The organism is Erwinia sp. Leaf53 (assembly GCF_001422605.1).
GTDB lineage: Bacteria > Pseudomonadota > Gammaproteobacteria > Enterobacterales > Enterobacteriaceae > Erwinia.
On the sequence record NZ_LMLK01000001.1, the window covers coordinates 272,108 to 294,521 of the forward strand.

The 22,414-nt window shown below is 62.9% G+C and carries 21 protein-coding genes; 15 read left to right on the plus strand and 6 right to left on the minus strand.

The window, feature by feature from the left end; genetic code table 11:
* The first annotated feature begins 369 nt into the window (after positions 1-369).
* The 6 genes from ASF13_RS01200 (at position 370) to ASF13_RS24605 (ending at position 5,910) form a co-directional block, all read left to right on the plus strand.
* Positions 370-1,215: an ABC transporter ATP-binding protein gene (locus ASF13_RS01200; RefSeq protein ID WP_056231565.1), complete on the plus strand. Its 846-nt coding sequence runs from the start codon at positions 370-372 to the stop codon at positions 1,213-1,215.
* The gene (locus ASF13_RS01205) at positions 1,212-2,237 is read left to right on the plus strand and encodes an iron ABC transporter permease (protein ID WP_056231566.1); all 1,026 of its coding nucleotides are present in this window, start codon (positions 1,212-1,214) and stop codon (positions 2,235-2,237) included. Before ASF13_RS01200 ends, ASF13_RS01205 begins: the two co-directional genes overlap by 4 nt.
* Positions 2,234-3,286, plus strand: coding sequence for an iron ABC transporter permease (locus ASF13_RS01210; protein WP_056231569.1), 1,053 nt, complete (start codon positions 2,234-2,236; stop codon positions 3,284-3,286). The genes ASF13_RS01205 and ASF13_RS01210 overlap by 4 nt, the downstream gene beginning before the upstream one ends.
* Before the next feature lie 16 nt (positions 3,287-3,302).
* Complete coding sequence (locus ASF13_RS01215) at positions 3,303-4,436, plus strand: ABC transporter substrate-binding protein (protein WP_235514920.1); 1,134 nt, start codon at positions 3,303-3,305, stop codon at positions 4,434-4,436.
* Positions 4,433-5,329 (plus strand): MurR/RpiR family transcriptional regulator, encoded by an 897-nt coding sequence (locus tag ASF13_RS01220; RefSeq protein WP_056231570.1) that lies wholly within the window; start codon positions 4,433-4,435, stop codon positions 5,327-5,329. Before ASF13_RS01215 ends, ASF13_RS01220 begins: the two co-directional genes overlap by 4 nt.
* A 134-nt stretch (positions 5,330-5,463) precedes the next feature.
* The gene (locus ASF13_RS24605; protein WP_235514921.1) at positions 5,464-5,910 is read left to right on the plus strand and encodes a PBECR2 nuclease fold domain-containing protein; all 447 of its coding nucleotides are present in this window, start codon (positions 5,464-5,466) and stop codon (positions 5,908-5,910) included.
* A gap of 496 nt (positions 5,911-6,406) precedes the next feature.
* Here ASF13_RS24605 and ASF13_RS01230 read toward each other — a convergent pair whose 3' ends face one another.
* The 6 genes from ASF13_RS01230 to ASF13_RS01255 all read right to left on the minus strand — a co-directional run bounded on the left by ASF13_RS01230 (position 6,407) and on the right by ASF13_RS01255 (position 12,547).
* Positions 6,407-7,222 carry an arylamine N-acetyltransferase gene (locus ASF13_RS01230; RefSeq protein WP_056231573.1) on the minus strand — a complete coding sequence of 272 codons (816 nt, stop codon included), beginning with the start codon at positions 7,220-7,222 and terminating at the stop codon, positions 6,407-6,409.
* A gap of 241 nt (positions 7,223-7,463) precedes the next feature.
* A complete protein-coding gene (locus tag ASF13_RS01235; protein ID WP_056231576.1) occupies positions 7,464-8,903 on the minus strand; it encodes a 6-phospho-beta-glucosidase in 1,440 nt (479 codons plus the stop codon).
* A 164-nt stretch (positions 8,904-9,067) separates the two neighbouring features.
* Positions 9,068-10,492, minus strand: coding sequence for a glycoside hydrolase family 1 protein (locus tag ASF13_RS01240; protein WP_056231579.1), 1,425 nt, complete (start codon positions 10,490-10,492; stop codon positions 9,068-9,070).
* 82 nt (positions 10,493-10,574) lie between these two features.
* Positions 10,575-10,898 (minus strand): PTS lactose/cellobiose transporter subunit IIA, encoded by a 324-nt coding sequence (locus tag ASF13_RS01245; RefSeq protein WP_056231582.1) that lies wholly within the window; start codon positions 10,896-10,898, stop codon positions 10,575-10,577.
* 3 nt (positions 10,899-10,901) lie between these two features.
* Entirely contained in the window at positions 10,902-12,227 is a 1,326-nt protein-coding gene (locus ASF13_RS01250; protein WP_056231584.1) for a PTS sugar transporter subunit IIC, read from the minus strand.
* On the minus strand, positions 12,227-12,547 hold the full coding sequence (locus ASF13_RS01255; protein WP_056231587.1) for a PTS sugar transporter subunit IIB: 321 nt from the start codon (positions 12,545-12,547) through the stop codon (positions 12,227-12,229). The genes ASF13_RS01250 and ASF13_RS01255 overlap by 1 nt, the downstream gene beginning before the upstream one ends.
* A 390-nt stretch (positions 12,548-12,937) precedes the next feature.
* Between ASF13_RS01255 and ASF13_RS01260 the strand changes: the two genes are divergently transcribed.
* The 9 genes from ASF13_RS01260 to ASF13_RS23095 all read left to right on the plus strand — a co-directional run bounded on the left by ASF13_RS01260 (position 12,938) and on the right by ASF13_RS23095 (position 22,402).
* A complete protein-coding gene (locus ASF13_RS01260; protein WP_056231589.1) occupies positions 12,938-13,957 on the plus strand; it encodes a LacI family DNA-binding transcriptional regulator in 1,020 nt (339 codons plus the stop codon).
* Positions 13,958-14,062: 105 nt separating this feature from the next.
* Entirely contained in the window at positions 14,063-14,590 is a 528-nt protein-coding gene (fecI, locus tag ASF13_RS01265; RefSeq protein WP_056231592.1) for a ferric citrate uptake sigma factor FecI, read from the plus strand.
* Positions 14,587-15,552 carry a ferric citrate uptake sigma factor regulator FecR gene (fecR, locus tag ASF13_RS01270; RefSeq protein ID WP_056231594.1) on the plus strand — a complete coding sequence of 322 codons (966 nt, stop codon included), beginning with the start codon at positions 14,587-14,589 and terminating at the stop codon, positions 15,550-15,552. The genes fecI and fecR overlap by 4 nt, the downstream gene beginning before the upstream one ends.
* Positions 15,553-15,654: 102 nt before the next feature.
* A complete protein-coding gene (gene fecA, locus ASF13_RS01275; protein ID WP_056231597.1) occupies positions 15,655-18,018 on the plus strand; it encodes a TonB-dependent Fe(3+) dicitrate receptor FecA in 2,364 nt (787 codons plus the stop codon).
* Positions 18,019-18,171: 153 nt separating this feature from the next.
* Positions 18,172-19,077 (plus strand): Fe(3+) dicitrate ABC transporter substrate-binding protein, encoded by a 906-nt coding sequence (locus tag ASF13_RS01280; RefSeq protein ID WP_056231599.1) that lies wholly within the window; start codon positions 18,172-18,174, stop codon positions 19,075-19,077.
* Between the two features lie 137 nt (positions 19,078-19,214).
* Positions 19,215-20,240 (plus strand): iron-dicitrate ABC transporter permease FecC, encoded by a 1,026-nt coding sequence (gene fecC / locus ASF13_RS01285; RefSeq protein ID WP_072166268.1) that lies wholly within the window; start codon positions 19,215-19,217, stop codon positions 20,238-20,240.
* 73 nt (positions 20,241-20,313) lie between these two features.
* Positions 20,314-21,273, plus strand: a complete 960-nt coding sequence (gene fecD / locus ASF13_RS01290; RefSeq protein ID WP_056231603.1) for a Fe(3+) dicitrate ABC transporter permease subunit FecD — start codon at positions 20,314-20,316, stop codon at positions 21,271-21,273.
* Positions 21,273-22,043 (plus strand): Fe(3+) dicitrate ABC transporter ATP-binding protein FecE, encoded by a 771-nt coding sequence (gene fecE / locus ASF13_RS01295; protein ID WP_056231606.1) that lies wholly within the window; start codon positions 21,273-21,275, stop codon positions 22,041-22,043. Before fecD ends, fecE begins: the two co-directional genes overlap by 1 nt.
* 209 nt (positions 22,044-22,252) lie before the next feature.
* Complete coding sequence (locus ASF13_RS23095) at positions 22,253-22,402, plus strand: type II toxin-antitoxin system YafQ family toxin (RefSeq protein ID WP_233208916.1); 150 nt, start codon at positions 22,253-22,255, stop codon at positions 22,400-22,402.
* The last annotated feature ends 12 nt before the right edge of the window (positions 22,403-22,414 follow it).

Here is a 22,414-nt window from a genome sequence, read left to right on the forward strand (position 1 = left end):
CCGCTGCTCTGTCCGTTAACGCGATGGGTGCCGCCAGACATGTAATTGAGAATCATTCAAACATGTAGCTATGTAGTAGTAAACGTAAAATACGCAAAAATTTTAGCGGTTGACTACGTCGCGAAATAACCCGGGTTTAAAATTAATATTTTGCATTTAACATTATGATTTTTATATATTTAATAAGGTTAATTCCTTTGCTTTTTTAGGGTTTTTTTCATCGAAATAATCGCGATGTAGTAAAACAATACGCCGCTTGACTACTACATGTTAACTCCGCATGATCGTGAAGACGAATGAGAGTTATTTTTATTTAATGTGCGGGCGGTCAGGCTGAGCTAATGGCCGAAGCCGGTGCAGGAGCGGGTCATGTTACAACGGCAGGAAAACGGAGCAGGTCACGCGGCGCTGCCGTCAGAGCAGGGGATCGTTATCGATCGCCTGTCCGTCGGCTATGGCCGCCAGGTGGTGGTGGATGGCGTCAGCCTGACCATTCCGCAGGGGAAAATGACCGTGCTGGCCGGGGCCAACGGCTGTGGCAAGTCCACCCTGCTGAGCACCATCGCGCGCATGCTGCTGCCGCTGGGCGGCAGCGTGCGGCTGGACGGTAAAGCCATTCATCAGCAGCCGACCCGTGAGATCGCCCGCCGGCTCGGCATGCTGCCGCAGACGCCGCTGCTGCCGGACGGGCTGACGGTGTTTGAGCTGGTCTCCCGTGGGCGCTATCCGTGGCAGGGCTTTATGCGCCAGTGGTCGGACGCCGACCAGCAGGCGGTGGCCGAGGCGCTGCGCCTGACCGACACCGACGCGCTGGCGCACCTGCCGGTCGAGAGTCTCTCCGGCGGGCAGCGCCAGCGCTGCTGGATTGCCATGGCGCTGGCGCAGCAGACCGATACCATCCTGCTTGATGAACCGACCACGTACCTCGATCTGCGCTATCAGGTGGAGATCCTCGAACTGTTGCAGACGCTGACCCGTGAGCATGGCCGCACGGTGGTGGTGGTGCTGCACGATATGAACTTTGCGGTTAACTATGCCGATCGGCTGGTGTTTCTGAAAGCCGGGCGGCTGCATGCCGTGGTGGCCGAAGGTGAGACCTGCAGTGCCGAACTGATTGAGGCGGTGTTTGACGTGCAGGTGCAGACGGCGGTCAACCCGCTGACGCAGAAACCGTTCTTTATTCCGTTCCCGCAGCGCCAGGGTAGCGCCGGATGAACCCGCTGCAGACGGCGCAGCTGCGCCGCCGGGCGCGCGCGGCGCTGAGCACCCTGAGCCTGCTCGGCCTGCTGCTGCTGGCGGTGGTTTTCCATCTCGGCATCGGTGCCCGCAGCATCGGCCCCGCGACGGTGCTGCAGGCGCTGTTCGACTATCAGCCGCGTAACTTTGACCATCGGGTCATCGTCGATCTGCGCCTGCTGCGGCTGGTGGCCGCGCTGTTGACCGGCGCGGCGCTCGGCGTGGCCGGCGTGCTGCTGCAGGCGGTGGTGCGCAATCCGCTGGGTGAACCGCACCTGCTGGGGCTGAACGCCGGGGCGGCGCTGGCGGTGGTGCTGAGCAGCGCGCTCGGTCTCAGCGGCAGCGGGCTGTTCGGCCTGCGGCCGCTGGTGGCCGCCGCCGGGGGCGGTGCGCTGTTTGCGCTGGTGATGCTGCTGGCCTCCGCCGGGCGCAGCGGGCTGACGCCGCTCAAGGTCACGCTGTGCGGAGTGGCGCTGTCGGCCTTTGCCTCGGCGATCGCCGCGGCGGTGCTGATCCTCGATGAGCAGACGCTGCTGGCGATGCGCACCTGGCTGGCGGGCGACCTCGCCGGCCAGCGCTGGCCCGCCGCCGCTGCGGCCGCTATCCCTGCGCTGACCGGCGTGCTGCTGGCGCTGGCGATCGCCCCGCGGCTGAATATGCTGGCACTGGGCGATCGCTCCGCCAGTGGCCTGGGGGTACCGGTGGCGCGCACCCGTTTTATCGCGCTGCTGGCCGCCGCGCTGCTGTGCGGTGCCGCAGTATCGCTGGCCGGGCCGGTGGGCTTTATCGGCCTGGTGGTGCCGCAGCTGGTGCGGCGTGCGGTGGGCAACGATCTGCGCGTGGTGCTGCCCCTCTCGGCGCTGGCCGGGGCGCTGCTGCTGCTGCTGGCGGATATCGCCGCACGCACGCTGCTGGCCCCGCAGGAGCTGGCCACCGGGATTATGACCGCGCTGGTGGGCGCGCCGGTGTTTATCCTGATCGCCGCAAGGACTTTTAAATGATCGCCTCTGAACGTCGGGCCGGGTTCCGTCACCTGCGGCTGGGCCGCTACAGCCTGCTGCTGCGCCCGCGTCTGCTGCTGGCGGGCGCAGGGCTGGCCGGGCTGGCGCTGATGCTGCTGGCGGCCAGCCTGACCCAGGGATCGCTGCCGGTGCCCGCCTCCGCCATCGGCCGGGCGCTGTTTTATCCGCAGTCGCTGGCCGCAGAGCAGCACTATATTGTGTGGGACATCCGCCTGCCGCGCCTGCTGATGGCGCTGCTGTGTGGCGCGATGCTGGGCATGGCCGGGGCGGCGATGCAGTCGATCGCCCGTAACGGGCTGGCCGACCCGGGACTGATCGGCGTTAAGGAGGGCACCAGCGCGGTGGTGCTGACGCTGGTGCTGCTGTTTCCGGCCGCCAGCCTGCTGTGGCGGCCGCTGGCGGGGATGGCCGGCGGGCTGCTGGTGGCGCTGCTGGTGGTGGCGCTGGCGCGGGATATCTCGCGGCCGCGCTTTATCCTGATCGGCATTGGCGTCTCGTGGCTGTTTGCCGCCGCCACCGGGGTGTTTATCACCACCGCCGACGTGCGTGACGTGCAGACCGCGCTGATGTGGCTGGCGGGCAGCCTGCACGCGGCCACCTGGCCACTGCTGGGGCTGGCCGCCGGCTGGGCGCTGCCGGCGGCGGCGATCCTGTTTTTCACCGCCCGCGCGGCCGATGTGGCGCTGCTCGGCGATAGTACGGCCAGCGGGCTGGGCGTGCGGCTGCGCCGGCTGGCGTGGGTGCGCTTTACTGCCCCGGTGCTGCTCACTGCCGCCAGCGTCTCCTGCGTCGGCAGCCTGGGTTTTGTCGGGCTGATCGCCCCGCATATCGCCCGTCTGCTGCTGCGCGGTGGCCAGGTGGCGCTGCTGTGCGGCAGCGCGCTGATCGGGGCGCTGCTGGTGCTGCTGGCCGACAGCGTCGGGCGGCTGGCGTTTGCGCCGTTACAAATCCCGGCCGGTATTGTGATGGCGCTGATCGGCGCGCCCTTTTTCCTGCTGCTGCTCTGGCGTCGCCGTGACGCACTCTGATGTGATAAGGAACCCTATGCGAACTCTGTTAACCGCGCTGCTGCTGAGCGGCGCTACCACGATCGCCACGGCGGCAGTTGCTGCGCAGACCACAGCACCCGGTGTGGATGCCTCTGCGGCTGCGAACGTACCAGCGGCCAACGCGCCAGCCTCTGCTGCGGGCGAATCAGCGGGCAAAACACCAGCTCAGGCCGCTTCTGCCCCCGCTACCGATGCCGGCGCGGCGCGGGCTGACCGCGCCCCGGGCCAGGCCACCCGCGCCTTTACCGACGATCTGGGCCGCACGGTGCAGGTGCCGCTGCACCCGCAGCGGATCGTGTCGCTGCACGATCTGGATATCACCATTCCGCTGATTGAGCTGGGGGTGATGCCGGTGGCCAGCCACGGCCGCACCCGTCCGGACGGCAGCCATTTTTTGCGCTCCAGCGGATTACTGACCGGCGTTGATTTTGATAACTCGCCGATCCGCTTTATCGGCACCGCCGATATCGATATTGAGGCAGTGGCGGCGGCCAGACCCGACCTGATCATCACCGAACCGGGGCGCAACACGCCGATCGAACAGCTGGAGAAGATCGCACCGACGGTCAGCATCGATCACCTGCTCGGCGGTGCGCCGCGCATCTACGCGAAGCTGGCGGAACTGACCGACACCCGGGCGCGGCTGGCGATCCTTGAACGCCGCTATCAGGAGCAGATTAAGCAGCTGCGCCACGTGGTGGACACGCAAAAGATGACCGTGTCGGTGATCCAGGCCAACAACGGCAAGATTACCGTGCACCACAGCTACCATTCGCTGGGGCGGGTGCTGCGCGACGCCGGCTTCCGCTTCCCGCCGCTGGTTGATGCGATCCCCGACGGCGGCCGCATCGACGTCAGCGCCGAGCAGCTGCCGGAGCTGGACGCCGACTTTGTGTTTGACACCTGGCGGGCGGATACCGGCGGTAAGCCGGCGGACGAAATTGCCGATATGAACCGGGTGATGCCGGGCTTCTGCGAGTTCCTGCAGGCCTGCCGCCAGGGGCATTACGTCCTGCTGTCGCGCGATGAGGTGATTTCCAACTCGTTTGCCGCGCTGGGGCTGCTGGTGGCCCAGGTGCAGTCCCATCTGTCCGGCCGCACGCTGCCGGAAAGGCAGGGGGAACCATGAGCCTGCCGCACGCCTCACGCCGCCGCGTCGATCTGTTTGGCGAACGCTTTCGCGCCCGCGCGCACCTGCTGACGCCGCGCCTGTACGCGGTGGTCAGCTACATCAATGAGCATCGTGAGGTGGTGCTGGAGCACACCGCGATGGAGATTGCGGCGGCCACCCGGTGTTCGGACGCCACGGTGATCCGCGCCATTCAGACGCTCGGCTTTGCCGGGCTGCGTGACCTGAAACAGACCATCGAGCGCTGGCTGGGCCCGGCGGTCAACTCGGCGGAAAAGATGGATACCACCCTCGGCGCGCTGGCCAGCGACGTCAATGCCAGCATTGAGTTCGTAGTGGAAGGGCACCTGCGCGCCTGCGAAGCGCTAAGCGAACCGCGCAACCGCGCGGCGATGGCGCAGGCGGTGGCGCTGCTGGCCGAGGCGCGCCAGGTGGCGGTGTTTGGCATCGGGGCTTCCGGCGTCCTCGCGGACTATACGGCGCGGCTGTTTACCCGCATCGGCACGCCGGCCTTTTCGCTTAACCGCACCGGTATTCTGCTGGCCGAGCAGCTGCTCTACCTGCAACGCGGTGACGTGCTGATCATGATGGGGCAGAAATCAGCGCACCGCGAAGGGCTGACCACCCTGGCCGAAGCGCGACGGCTGGGCATTCCGGCGATCCTGCTGACCAACGCCCCGGACTCGCGCTTCAGCCGCGAGGCGCACACGGTGATCGCCGTGCCGCGCGGCGGTGAAAACGGCAAGGTGCCGCTGCACGGCACGGTGCTGCTGTGCCTGGAAATGCTGGTGATGTCGGTGGCCTCCGGCGCACCGCAGAAAACCATGAAGTCGATGAAGCGCATCCAGGATCTGCACCGCTCAATTGGTAAATCGGCGGGGAAAAAGGGGTGAGATATGGCGCAGACTGAATAGTCGCATGATTGGCATAACGGCCTGTTTTTTTGGCTGGCAAGCTGTTTGGTGCTCACGATGAGGGACAAGCTCATCTAATCATTCGGAATTTGCTGGTCAAAGAAAAGGTAATCATGGCCAGAGCCATCAGTCATTTGCCCACCTTTAAAGAGCTGATGCTGCCCGACCTCAGGGAACTCATCAGTGAAAATCGCCGGGATCCCCTACCTGAAATCCAGGCTGCGAATAGTGTCGGAGGGGCCGTCGAATTACTCGAGTTCCACATGGGTTTTGTTGATCCCAGCATGCAGGCTGTCTCTAAAAGTACGCCAATTGGCAGCATGAATATTGCCAGAAGCAACCTGAGGCATATCGTGGAAAAGAGGCTGGATGCCCGTGAGCGTTATGTTTTGCTCGCTTTGGATACGTTAGCGCATCCCTTTGAGATTTGGGAAACCTTGTATGACGATGAGATGGCAAGGTATATGTTCATCGGAACATATCAGCAGAAGCAACAAATGCTCGCTGTCGTTGCTCCCTGGGATGGGAGAGTGTTGTGGAATTTTTCACACCAGCGCTAAAAGCCTTAACAAGCACCGACAGGGGCATCTGCTGTATAAAAGGCATTAAAAAACCGCCGTGTTCAGAAGGCGGTTTTTTAATGCCTGTATGTTTTACACCTCCAGGCTAAGGTGTTGAGGTTTCACCCTGACACAGAATTTAGGGATACTGTGGGGTTCTTCCACTAACTATTGCACCCTAATGCAGTTAGCTTCTCGCTCAGTTCAGATCCTACGTGAAACAATGCTACTGTCAATTCCAGCCGCTCTTTTTGTTCACTGTCCAACCCCCCGGCTTAAAGCTCGTTTCGCCTGCTACTGGGCAGTCATCCGCCCGGTCAGCGGCGTGATCCGGCGGCGCACCCTGCGGCTTGTGCAGCGGCATCTGGCCTGATACTGCCGATTTACAGCATCGGGCCTCAGTCAGTGAGCCGGTAATCTTCAGGGGCTGTCCGGCAGCGTTACCGGCAGTAGAGAAGAGTGGCAGGAGGATGCGTGCAGGTTTGCCGAACGCCTCTTACCCCGCCGGCACCTGCACCGCCAGCCGTTCGCTGATGCCGAACTCTTCGGTGAGCAGCCGCTGCTGCTGGCTGTGGGATAGCGGGCGACGGGTTTCATGGCCGTCCGCGTGGCGCACGATATACTCGCCTTTAACAATGCCGCTAATCGAGTCGGCATGCAGCGCGCGAATCAGCGTTGAGGCGAAAAAGTGGCTGTAGTCGAGGTGGCGCAGGGTTTCACGCTGGTCCAGCACCTCCTCGGCGGAGGCGTTCAGGTGGTACAGGCGGCAGTCGACCGGCGGACGGCCCAGCGGTCGCCAGGTGATGCACCAGCTGCCGTCGCTAAAATGCACGCCGCTTTGCCACAGCGGATGGTCCAGCGAGTGAGGTTTTAACGGCAGCGGCTCACCGAGCATCAGCGGCGGGTCAAAAATCAGCGGCTGGTCGTCCACGTCGGCAATCAGCGTGCCGTGATAATAGAGCGATCCTTCCTGCCCCGGCATCTGTACCGTCGACATCGCGTAGCGCAGGGTAAAACCGCAGTCGCTGAGCAGAGCGTGCAGCGCGGCCTGAAACTCCCAGCAGGTGCCACCTACGCCGTCGCTCAGCCAGTCGGTAAAAAAACGCTCGGGAGCAATCAGCGGCGGCAGCTCGGCCGGCCGTGCGGCAAGCTGGATGCGCCGGCGCAGATTATCGTAGGGAATATGGCGGCTACAGACCTGATACAGAGCGTAAAGACCCTGGCGATCTGCTGCCGGGTAATGGGTCATACCCAGTTTCTCCAGCACCTTTTCGCTCAGGGCCGTGGGCAGGACGGGGTGACTGATGCGCATTCTGCATGCTCCTTTGGGCTAATGTTCAGGGGTTGCTGTTTTTATGTACGGTTCCATTAATTAACCCGTTCGCATCTGGCGGACAATCGTAAACGCCTGAATTTCTGTTGGCCCTGCGGCCGCGTCGCTCTCCGGTGAGCAGCACCGGACAGCATCAATGCAAAAAAGACAGCCGCAGGATGCGGCTGTCTTTTCAGTTAATCTGCGCCAGAACGTGACCGGCGCAGGGCGGGTAAACGGCTTACAGCTCCGCGCCGTTGCTGGCGATCACCCGCTGATACCAGCCGAAGCTTTTCTTCTTCGAACGGGCCATCGTGCCGCTGCCATCGTCGTTTTTATCCACGTGGATAAAGCCGTAACGCTTGTTGTACTGGCCGGTGGTAAAGGAGACGCAGTCAAGGCAGCCCCACGGCGTGTAGCCCATCAGATCGACGCCATCTTCCAGCACCGCGATCTTCATCTGCTCGATATGCGCCTGCAGGTAGGCGATGCGGTAGTCATCGTTGATCTGGCCGTCGGCCTCCACCGTATCGTAGGCACCAAAGCCGTTTTCAACGATAAACATCGGCTTCTGGTAGCGCTCATAGAAGGCGTTCAGCGTATAGCGCAGGCCTACCGGGTCAATCTGCCAGCCCCAGTCGGAGGCTTTAACGTGCGGATTTGGCCGGCTGCCGAGGAAGCCTTCGATATGGCGGCCGCCGTCGCTGTCCTTCGCCGAGTACTGCACCGCATTACTCATGTAGTAGCTGAAGCCGAGGTAGTCGGCGCAGCCCTCGCGCAGCGCCTGCTCATCGCCCGGCTGCATCTCAATGTTGTAGCCCTTGCGCTGCCACTCTTTCAGGATGTAGGACGGGTAGTAGCCGCGCAGGTGCACGTCGCCGAACAGGTAACGTTCGCGCATCGACTCCTGGGCAAACATCACGTCGTCCGGGTGGCACGACCACGGGTAGAGCGGCACGATCGCCAGCATACAGCCGATCTGCAGGTTCGGGTTGATCTGATGGCCGAGTTTGACCACCTGGGCGCTGGCCACGAACTGGTGGTGCAGCACCTGGTACATCGCCTGCTCCGGCTTCTCGTGGTCGTTGAAGATCACGCCTGAGTTGCAGTAGCCGAACAGCGGGTAGCGCCAGTTACGCTGGTTGTTGATCTCGTTAAAGGTCATCCAGTACTTCACCTTGTGCTGGTAGCGTTTCAGTACCACCTCGCTGTAGCGCACAAAGAAGTCGACCACTTTACGGTTCAGCCAGCCGCCGTACTCTTTTACCAGGTGCTGCGGCATCTCGAAGTGGGAGAGGGTGATCACCGGTTCAATGTTGTACTTCAGCAGCTCGTCGAACAGATCGTCGTAGAACTGCAGGCCCGCTTCATTCGGCTGCTGTTCGTCGCCGTTCGGGAAGATGCGCGTCCAGTTAATCGAGGTACGGAAGCACTTAAAGCCCATCTCGGCGAACAGCGCGATATCTTCTTTATAGCGATGGTAGAAATCCACCGCCAGGTGGTTGGGGTAGTGGTGCGCCGGGTCGATGCCGTCGGTGATCACCCGATCCACGCCGTGCGCGCCGCCGGAGAGCACGTCAACGATGCTCGGCCCTTTGCCGCCTTCGTTCCAGCCGCCTTCAACCTGATGCGCCGCAACCGCGCCGCCCCACAGAAAATCTTTTGGTAACTGCTGTGACATAACCCTTTCCTTTATTCTGACTGGTGAGATTAACAACGTCGTCAATACGGCAAAAATTGCCGTGACATCGCTGGCGTTGCCGCCGGTGCCGGGCTGAAGGTCTCAGAGCGGACAGTAACGGCGTTCCGCCAGCGTAAGTAGCGGGGCGGTTAAGCCCCGGTGCATCAGTATTCGATCTCTTTGTTCAGGTCCGCGCCGTTGGTGGCGATCGCTCGTTGGTACCAGCTGAAGCTTTTCTTGCGGTAGCGCGCCAGATCTTTCAGATCGTGCTCGTCGCGGTTGACGTAGATAAAGCCGTAGCGCTTGCTGATCCCCTGATGGGTGCTGACCAGGTCGATCGCCGACCACGGGCAGTAGCCGAAGATCTCTACGCCGTCGCTGATCGCCAGCTGCAGCTGCTGCAGATGGTCGCTGAGGTAGGCGATGCGGTAGTCGTCATAGACCTTATTCCCTGCTTCCAGCTCATCGTAAGCGCCGAGACCGTTTTCGGTGACGATCAGCGGCAGGTGATAGCGATCGTAGATCTCGCGGGCGGTGATGCGGAAGCCGACCGGATCGACGTACCAGTTAAACTGGTTTTTCTTCAGGTTCGGGTTATTGGTGCCGACGTAGACGCTGGCATCAATACCGGCCATCTGCTGATCGGGCCGCTGGTCGCCTTCTCCTTCACTCACTTCAGCGGCCACGGTGGCCGACGCATAGTAGTTAAAGGCGATAAAGTCCGGCTTAGCCTGCTTCAGCAGCGCCATCTCGGCGTCGGTGATGGTCGGCAGCCAGCCTTTCTCCTGCATAAAGCGCCAGGCGATGGTGTTGTAGCGGCCGTGGCAGGCGAGGTCGAGATACAGCCAGTTGCGGATCGAGGTAAAGTTGTTTGCCGCCAGCACGTCGGCGGGTTTGCAGCTGGCCGGGTAGACACAGGAGATATTCGGCGCCGGGCCGATTTTCGCTGCAGGCAGCATCTGGTGGCAGGCGATCATCGCCCGCGCCTGCGCCAGCATCATATGGTGGTTCTGCTGATACAGGGTTTTGTGCGGATCTTTGGTGCCGGCAGGCAGCGTGCCGATGACGTCACCTTTGAGGATCATGATGTTCTGTTCGTTGATGGTCAGCCAGTACCTGACCCGGTCGCCGTACAGTTCAAAGCAGGTGCGGGCAAAGTGTTCGAAGGCGTCGATGGTGGCCGGATCGGACCAGCCGCCTTTCTCCTGCAGCGCCCACGGCAGGTCAAAGTGGTAGAGCGTGACCAGCGGCTCTATGCCGCGATCGGTCAGCGCAGTCAGCAGTTTCTGATAAAACTCTACGCCTCTGGCGTTCAGCTCGCCGGTGCCCTCAGGGAACAGGCGGCTCCAGGAGATCGAAAGGCGGTAGGTTTTCAGGCCCAGCTCAGCGAACAGTGCCACATCCTCAGCGAAGCGGTGGTAGTGATCGCTGGTGACGGTGAAATCGGTCAGGCGCGGGTCAAAGCTGGCCTTGTCGATGACCGAGGGGCCTTTACCGTCCAGGGTTGATGCCCCCTCAACCTGGTAGGCCGAGGTGGAGGCTCCCCATAAAAAACCGTCCGGGAAGGGCGCTAACTTGCCGTATTGCATCATTAACTCCTTGCTTGGTGGTGGCTGGCCGTTTCCTGCCAGCGCGGATTCAGTTCGGGGCGATACGCTCGCCCCGCGTGGATTACTGCGCCTGCTTCAGCGCCTGCACCTCGCGATGCAGAAGGATGATCTCTTCTGCCAGCTCGCGGCACAGCATGGCGTTCATCAGATGATCCTGTGCATGAACCAGTATCAGGTTGACGGGGATCTTGCCGACCCCTTCATCAGCCCCGATCAGCGCGGTCTGAATCTTATGGGCCGCTTTGGCGGCGACCGAGGCGGCGGTCAGCTGCGCGTCCGCCTCCTGCCAGTCATAGCCGCGGGCGGCACGCAGCGCCTGCATCGAGCAGGAGCGCGCTTCACCGGCGTGAATAATCAGCTCCATTACGGTGGTTTCCATATCCATGCTTCAGCCCTCCACGGCTTTCAGGTCGCCATCTTCTTTCGCGGGTGCAGGCTGTTCCTGCTCCAGCAGCTGGCGTTCGTACATTTTAAAGAACGGGTAGTAAATCAGCGTTGAGACAGCGATCAGCACGCCGACCAGAATCACCGCTCGGAAGTCCCAGCCGGTTGACCAGGCGGCACCGATCGGGCCGGGGGTGGTCCACGGCGCTAACGACACCACGTGATTGACCATGTCGGTGCGGGTGGCGATCCACGCAATGGTGGCGTTAACCAGCGGCGCGGTGATAAACGGGATAAACAGCAGCGGGTTCATGACGATCGGTGAACCAAAGATAATCGGCTCGTTGATGTTGAACATGCTCGGCACCAGCCCCAGCTTGCCAATCGAACGCAGGTGCGCCGAACGGCTGCGCAGGTAGAGGAACACCAGCCCCATGGTGGCCCCCGAGCCGCCGACCACGATAAAGAACTGCCAGAACGGCTCGATAAACACCTGGGTAATCGGCTGGCCGGCGTTGAGTTCCTGCTGGTTAATGCCGAGGTTGGTCAGCCAGAACGCCTGCAGAATACCGCCGACGATCACCGCACCGTGAATACCGGCGAACCACAGCAGATGGCACAGCAGTACGGCGATCAGCACGGCGGGCAGCGAGTCAGAGGCGGAGATGATCGGCTTGAAGATCGCCATAATCGCCTGCGGCAGCAGCATGCCGAACTGATCCTGCACCCACAGGCTGAGCGGGAACAGGGTAATGAAGATCGCCATGATCGGGATCAGCAGGTCAAACGACTGGCGGATTTTCGGCGGCACCTGTTCGGGCAGCTTAAAGCCAATATTGTGCTTCTGCAGGAAGTGCATCAGCTCGGTGGCATACAGGCTGACGATAATCGCGGTAAAGATCCCTTCGCCGCCCAGCGATCCCACCGGCAGCGCGCCGTTGCTCTGCGGCGCGGCGACCAGCAGGAATGACATCAGCGACAGGCAGGCGGCCATAAAGCCGTTCATCCTGTAGCTGATGGCAAGGTTATAGGCGATGGCGGCGCAGATGTAGACCGCCATAATGCCCATGGTCATGTTGTAGGGCATCATGATCTGCGTTGAGTGGCGTTCCACCATACCCAGCCACCACCGGGCGAACGCCCACTGGCTGTCGGCGCCAAACGGCGGGTGCGCAAACAGCAGCATAAAGGATCCGACGATCAGGAACGGCATCGAGGAGATAAAGCCGTCCTTGATTGCCACCACGTGGCGCTGGCCTGATAACCGCGCCGCGATCGGACTGATGCGGTTTTCGATCACCCCAAACAGGGTCTCGCTGAAGCGGCTCATCACGCGGCCCTGCCGTTGTTGATCATCGCCAGCGCTTCGGTGAGGATCTTGTCGCCGTTCATCATGCCGTAATCCATGGTGTTGATCACCGCGATCGGCTTGTTCAGCTCATCCGCCAGCGGCTTAAAGTCCGCCAGCTTGTACTTGATCTGCGGGCCCAGCAGGCAGCAGTCGTAATGGCCGATCTGCTCGTTGAATTCGTCGAGTCCTACCGCGTTGATCTCCACGTCGATGTTCTTCTCTTTTGCGGCCTTTTCCATCCGCTGGACCACCATGCTGGTGGACATACCTGCAGCACAACAGAGTAAAATTTTATTCATGGCTGTTCTCCGGTCTGGTTTTTCTTAATTGATAGCGGAAAGAACCCTGTTTCTGCAACCGGTTTCAGATTCAGTGTAACGATTTGTGATTCGGATCGCAAACGCCGTTGATGACCACAAAAAAACAGTGTAATTGGCAGGGTTAACTTCTATATCAGAAGCAGGTTAAGCAGCGGTTAACGAGCGGTTTAAATTATTTTTTAAAATAATGGCGTAAGGTATAAGGGCGTTGCTGGCATGCCAGGCAGAGTCGAAAAAGTGTGATTTGTAGCAAGGTTTAGTTGTAACTTGTTAATGTGTATAGTTTTTTATAATCGTCTTATCAGCAATGTTCCACGATTTAAAATCGGGTTATTATAGCGGCAAGAATTTACATCGCAGGATATATTTATGGTTACCATGCTGGATGTGGCAAATAAAGCGGGCGTGTCAAAAGCGACGGTGTCCCGGGTATTAGCAGGCAATAGTTATGTCAGTAAAACCACCCAGGATAAGGTATTTAAAGCGGTAGAAGAGACCGGTTACCGGCCTAATTTACTGGCGAGGAATCTGGCAACCAATAAATCCAATAATATTGGCCTGGTGGTAACCAACACCCTGTATAACGGCCCCTATTTTAGCGAGCTGTTATTCCAGGCGGCCACCGTCACCGAACAGCATGGCCGCCAGCTGCTGCTGGCCGACGGCAAGCACAACGCCCGTGAGGAGCGCCAGGCGATTGAGTTTCTGCTCGATTTGCGCTGCGATGCGGTGATTATCTACCCGCGCTTTCTCACCACGCGCGAGCTGGATGAGATTATCGAACAAACCAGCAAGCCGATTATTGTGGTTAACCGCCGGCTGGAGAAATACCCCGAACGCTGCGTGTTTGCCTGCCACGAACAGAATACCTTTGACGCCGTCAATTATCTGTTCAGCCAGGGGCACCGTGATATTGCGTTTATTGCCGGTGCGGCCGATTCCCCCACCGGTATCAGCCGCCTTGAGGGATACCGGCGGGCGCTGCGGTCGCATCATATTGCCTGGGACGAGCGTCGCATTGCCCACGGAGCCTGGACGCCGCAAACCGGCTACGAGGCCGGGCTACAGCTGCTGTCGCGGGAAGTTACCTTTACCGCCCTGGTGGCGAGTAACGATGATATGGCCATCGGCGCGGCGCGGGCGTTTTACGCCGCCGGCAAGCGCATTCCCGAGGATATCTCCTTGCTGAGCTTCGATGATATTCCCATGGCGGCCTTCTTTGTGCCGCCGCTGACCACCGTTCACGTGCCGGTAGGCGAGATGATCAGGCATACCTTTGTCAAACTGCTGGAGCTGCTTGATGACCAGCCCGCCGTGGTGGTACCGCAGTTCAGCGGTCAGCTGGTGGTGCGGGATTCGGTAGTACCTGGGCCGTACCACGGCGGTTGATCGCAGGCGTGCGGGCCTGTCGACGGCGTTAGCTGTCGATTGAAATGATAACCATTATCAACTATCCTGCCCGGGTAAATTTTAACCCGGGTTGTGTCTTATTGTATGCCAACACCAGTAAATCCGGCCGTTGCCGACCCTTTCGCCGATCTCTATCAGTCGCATCACCGCTGGCTGCAGCGCTGGCTGGCGCAGCGGTTAGGGTCGATGGCTGACGCCGACGATCTGGCGCAGGATACCTTTCTCCGCGTGCTGAGCGGCGGCAACGCGCTGTCCGTTCGTCAGCCAAAGTCGTTCCTCGTCACTATCGCCCGCCGGGTGATGGTCGATTTTTTCCGGCGCAACGCGCTGGAGCGCGCGTGGCTGGACCTGCTGGAGCAACTGCCGGAAGCGCATATGCCCTCGCCGGAGCTGCAGCACGGCCTGCTGGAGACCCTGCAGCAGATTGACACCATGCTCGACGGGCTGGGTGAAAAGGTGCGCCAGGCGTTTCTGCTGTCGCAGCTGGAAGGACTGACCTACCCGCAGATCGCCGAACGGATGCAGGTTTCGGTCAGCTCGGTGAAAAAGTATATGGCGAAGGCCACCGAGCACTGCCTGCTGTTCCGACTGGGTCTGGAGCTGAACGGGTGAACCTGCAGATTAGCGACGGGCAGCGGCTGGCGCTGAAGATGGCCGCACAGTGGTACGCCACGCTGTGCGCCGGTGAAATCAGCCCGCAGCTGAGCAGTAAATGGCAGCAGTGGTATCAGCAACATGAGGACCACCGCTGGGCCTGGCAGCGCGTCGAGTCGCTGCAGGGCCAGCTGCAGACTCTGCCCGGCCATCTCGGCTACCAGGTGCTCCATCAGTCCCACCGCGAGGTACAGCAGACCCGCCGGCGTGTGCTTAAAAGCCTGCTGCTGCTGCTCGGCGTTGGCGGCAGCTGGCAGCTGTGGCGCTCGCCGGTCGGCGTCGGTCTGCGCGCCGACTATCACACCGCCACCGGCGAGCAGCGGCGGGTGCGGCTGCAGGACGGCTCTGAGCTGCAGCTGAATACCGCCAGCGCGGTGCGGCTGGACTTTACGCCGTCACAGCGGCTGGTGGCCCTCAGCCAGGGCGAGATCGCCATCACCACCGCCGCTGACCCCGGACGGCGGCCGTTTCTGGTCAGCACCCGCGAAGGGCGGCTGCGCGCGCTGGGCACCGAATTCAGCGTGCGCCAGTGGGATGATGCCACCACGCTCAGCGTGCAGCGCCACGCGGTTGAGGTGACGCTGCAGGCCGATCCGCAGGCGAGCCTGCGGGTGCCCGCCGGGCAGACGCTGCGTTTTACCGCTCGCCGTTTTGAAGCCCTGCAGCCGCTGAACGCCGCCGATCTCGGCTGGCAGCGCGGCCTGCTTAGCGTCAGCAACCGGCGGCTGGAGGAGGTGCTGGCTGAGGTGGCGCGCTGGCGTCACGGCATGCTGATCTGCGATCCGAGCGTGGCGGATTTACGGGTCAGCGGCACCTTCCCGCTGGCGGATACCGACCGGCTGCTGGCGGTGCTGGTACAGACGCTACCGGTGAAAATTCAGACGGTTAGCCGTTACTGGGTGAAGGTCAGCGCCGCCTGACTGACTGATAAGAAAAATAATTCGCATTTGCATTGTCCCTTTTGCCCGCCTCATTCGACTTATCTGCAGAGAGTATAAAAACATCCCTTTTCGGAGACGGTCATGTCTGATTCTTCTGCCCGCGTGCTGTGGGTTTTACGCAATACCTCCCCTCTGGCTTTTGCCGTTCACTGTGCGCTGGTGCCGCTGGCGCTGGCGGCACCGGCCCTGGCCGCCGCCGCCAGCCAGCCTGCCGCGGCCCACTACCAGATAGCCGCCGGCGATCTCGACGCCGCGCTTAACCAGTTTGCGGCCACCGCCGGCCTCACCCTGTCGGTGGATGCGGCGCTGACCCGCGGCAAAACCAGCCCGGGGCTGAACGGCAGCTACGCGCCGGAGCAGGGCCTGCAGGCTCTGCTGGCGGGCAGCGGCCTGCAGCTGAAGGCGCTGGGGGGCAATACCTTTACCCTGACGCCGCAGCCGCAGCCGGCCGCCGCTGGCGCGCTGACCGTGGTCGGCGACTGGCTGGCGGACGCGCGGGAAAACGACGTGTTTGAACATGCGGGCGCGCGTGACGTGATCCGCCGCGAGGAGTTTGCCCGCAGCGGCGCGACCACCCTGCGTGAAGCGCTGAACCGCATTCCCGGCGTTAACGCACCGGAGAATAACGGCACCGGCAGCCATGATATGGCGATGAACTTCGGCATCCGCGGCCTCAACCCGCGCCTGGCCAGCCGCACCACGGTGCTGATGGACGGCATCCCGGTGCCGTTCGCCCCTTACGGTCAGCCGCAGCTGTCGCTGGCCCCGGTGTCGCTGGGCAATATGGACGCGGTGGACGTGGTGCGCGGCGGCGGCGCGGTGCGCTACGGGCCGCAGAGCGTCGGCGGCGTGGTCAATTTTGTCACCCGCGCCATTCCAAACGAGTTTGCCGTTGAGGGCGGCATGCAGGGCATGCTGACGCCGACCTCGTCGCAGAACGATCCGAAGGGCAGCGGCAACCTGCTGATCGGCGGTACCGCGGACAACGGCTTCGGCGCGGCGCTGCTCTACTCCGGCACGCGAGGCAGCGACTGGCGCGAACACAGCGCGACCAAAATCGACGACGTGATGCTGAAGACCCGCTACGCGCCGAACGAGGAGCACACCTTTACCAGCCTGCTGCAGTACTACGAAGGCCGGGCGCAGATGCCGGGCGGCCTGTCGCGCGCCAACTATAACGCTGACCGTTTTCAGTCCACCCGCCCGTACGATGAGTTCTGGGGCCGCCGCCAGCTGGCCAGCCTTGGCTATCAGTACCAGCCGGACGCGCAGCACAGGTTCAATATCCTGACCTTCTGGACCAACACGCTGCGCAGCGGCTACCTCGACCAGGGCAAGAACATCACCCTGTCGCCGCGCGAGTACTGGGTGCGCGGCGTGGAACCGCGCTACAGCCAGAGCTTTAACCTTGGCGACAGCGCGCACGAAGTTGGCATCGGCTACCGCTACGTCAGCGAGTCGACCCACGAGCTGCGCTACACCAGCCTGGCGACCAGCCGGCTACTGCCAACCGGCAGCAGCCCGTACGATCGCGACACCCAGTCCGGCACCGAAGCGCACGCCTGGTACATTGACGATCGCATCGATATCGGTGACTGGACGCTGACGCCGGGCATGCGCTACGAGCATATCCAGTCCTACCAGAACAACTTTATTAAGGGCGAAAAGCAGGAGATCGGTTACAACGCGCCGCTGCCGGCGCTGAACGTGCTGTATCACCTCAACGACGAGTGGAACCTCTACGCCAATACCGAAGGCTCGTTCGGTACCGTGCAGTACAGCCAGATCGGCAAAGCGGTCAGCAGCGGCAGCGTCGAACCGGAAAAAGCGCGTACCTGGGAGCTGGGCACCCGCTTTGATAACCAGGTGCTGCAGGCGGAAGCCGGGCTGTTCCTGATCAACTTCAGCAACCAGTACGACTCGAACCAGGTGACCGACAGCGTGACCGCGCGCGGTAAAACCCGCCACACCGGGCTGGAGAGCAAGCTGCGCTACGACCTTGGCGACCTGTCACCGACGCTGGAAAACCTGTCGTTCTCCGCCAGCTATGCCTACGTCAACGCGGTGATCCGCGAACAGGGTGGCTACCACGGCAACCAGGTGCCGTTCTCGCCGAAGCACAAGGGCACGCTGGGGCTGGATTACCAGACCGGTAGCTGGACCTTTAACGTCAACAGCGAGTACCAGTCCGGCCAGTATGCGGATAACGCCAACACCCGCGCCGAGAGCGCCGACGGCAGCACCGGCCGCATCCCCGGCTTTATGCTGTGGGGCGCGCGTGCCGGCTACGACTTCGGCCCGCAGTACGCCAACCTCAACCTTGCCGTCGGCGTGAAGAACCTGTTTGACCATGAGTACTTCACCCGCGCCTTTGATGACAACAATAAAGGCCTGTACGCCGGGCAGCCGCGCACGATCTATATGCAGGGTGCGGTGAAGTTCTGATGCTTAACGCCGCAGGATCCGGCAATGTGCGGAGCCATCATTTCACCGGCGGCCGGATGAGGTGTGGATGTTCTGCGGCGTGGCGTCTGTATAGTCCCCAACGGGCCGCCTTCTGGCGGTCCGCTTTGTCGTTATAAAACCGGAGAAATGGCCATGATTCGCACCCTTCTGACGCTGCTCGGCGGCGTGCTCTTGCTGCTGACCAGCACCGTACAGGCGGTGACCGTCACCGACAGCAACGGCGAATTTACCCTGAACGGCGTGCCGCAGCGGGTGGTGGTGCTGGAGCTGTCTTTCGTTGACGCGATGGCGGCGGTGGGCGTCAGCCCGATCGGCGTGGCCGATGACGGCGACGCGGCGCGTATTCTGCCGGCGGTGCGCCAGCGCATCCAGCCGTGGCAGTCGGTGGGCAGCCGGGCGCAGCCGAGCCTCGAAGCGATCGCCGCGCTGAAGCCGGACCTGATAATCGCCGACGCCGCCCGCCACGGCGGCATTCTCGGCCAGCTGAAGCGCATCGCGCCGACGCTGATGCTGAAGTCGCGCAATGAGACCTGGGCGGAGAACCTGCAGTCGGCGGCGACCATTGGCCAGGTGCTGGGTAAGGACGCTGCAATGCAGCAGCGGCTGGCGCAGCACCGCCAGCGGATGCAGGCGTTTGCCGCTCGGTTGCCGAAAGGCATCACGGTGGCGTTTGGCACCTCGCGCGAACAGCAGTTTAACCTGCACAGCAGCGACGCTTACACCGGCAGCGTGCTGACCGCGCTGGGGGTTAAGGTGCCGCCGCCGGTCGGCCAGGCGGCGCTGGCCAGCCTGACGCTGGAGCAGCTGCTGGCGCTCGATCCCGACTGGCTGATCGTTGCCCACTACCGCCAGCAGAGCATCGTGCGCGACTGGCAGCAGGACCCGCTGTGGCAGGTGCTGAAGGCGGCGCAGCAGCATCAGGTGGCGTCAGTGGACAGTAACGTCTGGGCGCGGATGCGCGGGCTGTTTGCCGCCGAGCAGATCGCCGCCGAGCTGGTGGCGATCCTGCATCACCGGCCGCTGGATAGCACGCCTTGAAAGCGCGTTTAACAGAACGCCAGGCCCTACAGCGCGATCCGTCAGCCAGGTCTGGCGAGCACGCCATTTCGGTAGCGTCTGCAGCAGAACCTTGCCTGACGTTTGCCGGGCAAGCGGGTGATGAGGGAAGCCATCGGATCGGGCGTTCATTTTGTCGAGGCCGCTGGCGTGTTTCCGCTTGCCCAGCGCTACGTGTCAGCCTGCTGCTGGCCGCGCTGGCGCTGACCTTCTGGCTGTCGCTGTTCTGCTGGTCACCGATCGCCATCGGCCCCGGCCAGGCGCTGGCGGCGCTGCTGCCCGGCCCGCCTGCGGGTATCGCCCAGGCGCTGGTGTTTAACCTGCGCCTGCCGCGCAGCCTGGTAGCGATGCTGCTGGGGGCCAGCCTGGCGCTGGCCGGCGCGCTGCTACAGACCCTGACCCGCAACCCGCTGGCGTCGCCGTCGCTGCTCGGCATCAACGCCGGGGCGGCGCTGGCGATGGTGCTGGCCACCGCCTTTAATCCGGCGTGGGTGGCCGGTTATTCGATCGCGCTGCTGGCAGCGGTGGGCGGCGGCATCAGCTGGGGACTGGTGATGCTGTTGGGGCGCGGCTGGCAGCAGGCCGGCGATCGCAGCCGGCTAATCCTTGCCGGGGTGGCGGTGTCGGCGCTGTGCGCGGCGCTGACCCGCGCCACGCTGCTGCTGGCGGAAGATCACGCGTACGGCGTGCTGCACTGGCTGGCGGGGGGCGTCTCCAGCGTGCGCTGGCGCGAGTTCTGGCAGCTGCTGCCGTTTACCCTGCTGCTGGCCCCGCTGGCCTGCCTGCTGGCCGGGCGGCTCAACCTGCTGCGGCTGGGCGATGACGGTGCCAGCACGCTGGGCATTCACCCTGGCCGCCTGCGGCTGCTGATCAACCTGCTGGTGGTGCTGCTGGTCGGTAGCTGCGTCAGCGTGGCCGGGCCGCTGGCGTTTCTCGGCCTGCTGGTGCCGCATATGGCGCGGGCGCTGTTTGGCCACGATCTGCGCCGCCTGCTGCCCGCCGCGCTGCTGCTCGGCGCGCTGCTGATGCTGCTGGCCGATCTGCTGGCGCGCGGGCTGGCCTTCCCCGGTGAGCTGCCGGCCGGCGCGGTGCTGGCGCTGGTCGGCGCACCGTTTTTTGTCTGGCTGGTGCGGAGGCGCACATGAGGCTGATAGCGATACTGACGCAGGGGACCCTGTCTGCCGGTAGGTCATCTGCTGCCGGGGACGGAACGCTGAGATGAAAAGAGTTTCTCTGGTCACACCCTTATTACTGTTGCTGCTGGCCACCGGCGCGCTGCTGTCGCTGCGTTACGGCAGCGAAACGCTGAGCCTCAGCCAGCTGCGTCAGGCGCTGGACCCGGCCAGCGACCGCCACTTTGCGCTGATCGAGTATCGCCTGCCGCGCCTGCTGCTGGCGCTGCTGGTCGGCGCGGCGCTGGCGGCCTCCGGCGTGCTGGTGCAGGGGGCGATCCGCAACCCGCTGGCCTCGCCGGAGATCCTCGGCGTCAATCACGCCGCCGGTCTCTGCTCGGTGGCCGGGCTGCTGCTGTTTCCGGCGCTGCCGGTGGTGTGGCTGCCGCTGCTGGCGTTGGCCGGAGCGCTGCTGGCTTTCTGGCTGCTGCAGCGGCTGGCCGGCGGCGGCGCGCCGCTGCGGCTGGCGCTGCTCGGCGTGGCGCTAACCGCGCTGTATGCCAGCCTGACCGATTACCTGCTGCTGACCCGTCCGCTGGAGGTGGGCCAGGCGCTGCTGTGGCTGACCGGCAGCCTGTGGGGGCGTGGCTGGCCGTTTGTGCAGATCGCCGCGCCGTGGCTGCTGCTGTTGCCGCTGAGCCTGCTGCTGTGCCGCGATCTCGATCTGCTGGCGCTGGGCGAGGAGCAGGCGGCCACACTCGGCGTCAGCCCGCCCGCCGCGCGACGGCGCATCCTGCTGCTGGCGCTGGCGCTGGCGGCGATTAGCGTGGCGCTGTGCGGCCCGCTGAGCTTTATCGGCCTGGTGGCTCCGCACCTGACCCGGCGTCTGGTCGGCGGCCGCCACCGGCTGCTGCTGCCCGCCGCGATGGCGGTGGGGGCGCTGCTGCTGCTGCTGGCCGACCTGCTGGCGCGCACCCTGCACCCGCCGCTGGAGCTGCCCGCCGGTGTTCTGACCGCGATTATCGGTACGCCGTGGTTTTTCTGGCTGTTAATGAGGACTCGCTGATGACGCAACTGACCGTTTCCGGGCTGCGCGCGGGCTACGGCAGCACGCCGATCCTGCACGATCTCTCCCTGACCCTGCCCGCCGGGCGGATTACCGCGCTGCTCGGCCCGAACGGCTGTGGCAAATCCACGCTGCTGCGCTGCCTGGCCGGATTGCTTACCCCGCGTGCCGGGGAGATCCGCCTGAACGACACGCCGTTAAGCCACATTACGCCGCGCCAGCTCGGCCGCCAGCTGGCGCTGCTGCCGCAGCAGCCGGTGACCCCGGAAGGCATCACCGTGGCTGAGCTGGTCGGCTACGGCCGCAGCCCGTGGCTGAACCTGTTTGGCCGGCTCAGCGGGCTGGATCGCCAGCAGGTAGCGGCGGCGATGGCGGAAACCCAGGTGGACGGGCTGGCCGACCGGCAGGTCAGCGAACTCTCCGGCGGCCAGCGGCAGCGGGTGTTTCTGGCGATGGCGCTGGCGCAGCAGACGCCGCTGCTGCTCCTCGACGAACCGACCACTTATCTGGATATCAATCACCAGGTGGAGCTGATGGCGCTGCTCCACCGTCAGCAGCAGCAGGGCAAAACGGTGGTCACCGTGCTGCACGATCTCAACCAGGCCAGCCGCTACTGCGACCATCTGGTGCTGATGGCCGCCGGGCGTATCGTCGCCAGCGGCAGCCCACGGCAGGTGATGACACCCGACCTGCTGCGATCGGTATTCAGCATCGACGCCGAAATCCATCCCGACCCGATCAGCGCCCGGCCGATGTGCGTGGTGCGATGACGCAATCCGCCCTTTTTGTGCATGTTTTGTCCCAGCCGGGGGATAGAGTGTGGCGGCGTTATCGCAGGCAGGACAGACACTGGCGGTGACTGTCTTTTAATCGATATTGTGGCTGCAATGTGACTACAACGTCGTGTGTGGAGAGAGTTATGCAAGCAATCGTCAAAATGATGCTGACGGATACAGCACAATCAACGAGATGATGGATAATCCATCCTCTTAAAGGAAAGGATTATCAGAACGGTGAGCGCGAGCTTCATGTTGGCGGCGATCACCTGCTAATTTACCGCTTTAACGCTGAAAGAACGCTGCTCACCTGGATTCGTTTCGGCACCCACAGCGAGCTGTTTGGCCGCTAAGCATAGAGTTAG

What these genes read in the sequence shown, in the direction of transcription:
- ASF13_RS01235 (WP_056231576.1), bottom strand. Translation starts at nt 8,903, where the DNA reads ATGTCACAGCAGTTACCAAAAGATTTTCTGTGGGGCGGCGCGGTTGCG.
- fecI (WP_056231592.1), top strand. Translation starts at nt 14,063, where the DNA reads ATGCCAACACCAGTAAATCCGGCCGTTGCCGACCCTTTCGCCGATCTC.
- ASF13_RS01250 (WP_056231584.1), bottom strand. Translation starts at nt 12,227, where the DNA reads ATGAGCCGCTTCAGCGAGACCCTGTTTGGGGTGATCGAAAACCGCATC.
- ASF13_RS24605 (WP_235514921.1), top strand. Translation starts at nt 5,464, where the DNA reads ATGGCCAGAGCCATCAGTCATTTGCCCACCTTTAAAGAGCTGATGCTG.
- ASF13_RS01205 (WP_056231566.1), top strand. Translation starts at nt 1,212, where the DNA reads ATGAACCCGCTGCAGACGGCGCAGCTGCGCCGCCGGGCGCGCGCGGCG.
- ASF13_RS01260 (WP_056231589.1), top strand. Translation starts at nt 12,938, where the DNA reads ATGGTTACCATGCTGGATGTGGCAAATAAAGCGGGCGTGTCAAAAGCG.
- ASF13_RS01255 (WP_056231587.1), bottom strand. Translation starts at nt 12,547, where the DNA reads ATGAATAAAATTTTACTCTGTTGTGCTGCAGGTATGTCCACCAGCATG.
- ASF13_RS01215 (WP_235514920.1), top strand. Translation starts at nt 3,303, where the DNA reads ATGCGAACTCTGTTAACCGCGCTGCTGCTGAGCGGCGCTACCACGATC.
- ASF13_RS01240 (WP_056231579.1), bottom strand. Translation starts at nt 10,492, where the DNA reads ATGCAATACGGCAAGTTAGCGCCCTTCCCGGACGGTTTTTTATGGGGA.
- ASF13_RS01245 (WP_056231582.1), bottom strand. Translation starts at nt 10,898, where the DNA reads ATGGATATGGAAACCACCGTAATGGAGCTGATTATTCACGCCGGTGAA.
- ASF13_RS01220 (WP_056231570.1), top strand. Translation starts at nt 4,433, where the DNA reads ATGAGCCTGCCGCACGCCTCACGCCGCCGCGTCGATCTGTTTGGCGAA.
- fecD (WP_056231603.1), top strand. Translation starts at nt 20,314, where the DNA reads ATGAAAAGAGTTTCTCTGGTCACACCCTTATTACTGTTGCTGCTGGCC.
- fecA (WP_056231597.1), top strand. Translation starts at nt 15,655, where the DNA reads ATGTCTGATTCTTCTGCCCGCGTGCTGTGGGTTTTACGCAATACCTCC.
- ASF13_RS01230 (WP_056231573.1), bottom strand. Translation starts at nt 7,222, where the DNA reads ATGCGCATCAGTCACCCCGTCCTGCCCACGGCCCTGAGCGAAAAGGTG.
- ASF13_RS01280 (WP_056231599.1), top strand. Translation starts at nt 18,172, where the DNA reads ATGATTCGCACCCTTCTGACGCTGCTCGGCGGCGTGCTCTTGCTGCTG.
- fecE (WP_056231606.1), top strand. Translation starts at nt 21,273, where the DNA reads ATGACGCAACTGACCGTTTCCGGGCTGCGCGCGGGCTACGGCAGCACG.
- ASF13_RS01200 (WP_056231565.1), top strand. Translation starts at nt 370, where the DNA reads ATGTTACAACGGCAGGAAAACGGAGCAGGTCACGCGGCGCTGCCGTCA.
- ASF13_RS01210 (WP_056231569.1), top strand. Translation starts at nt 2,234, where the DNA reads ATGATCGCCTCTGAACGTCGGGCCGGGTTCCGTCACCTGCGGCTGGGC.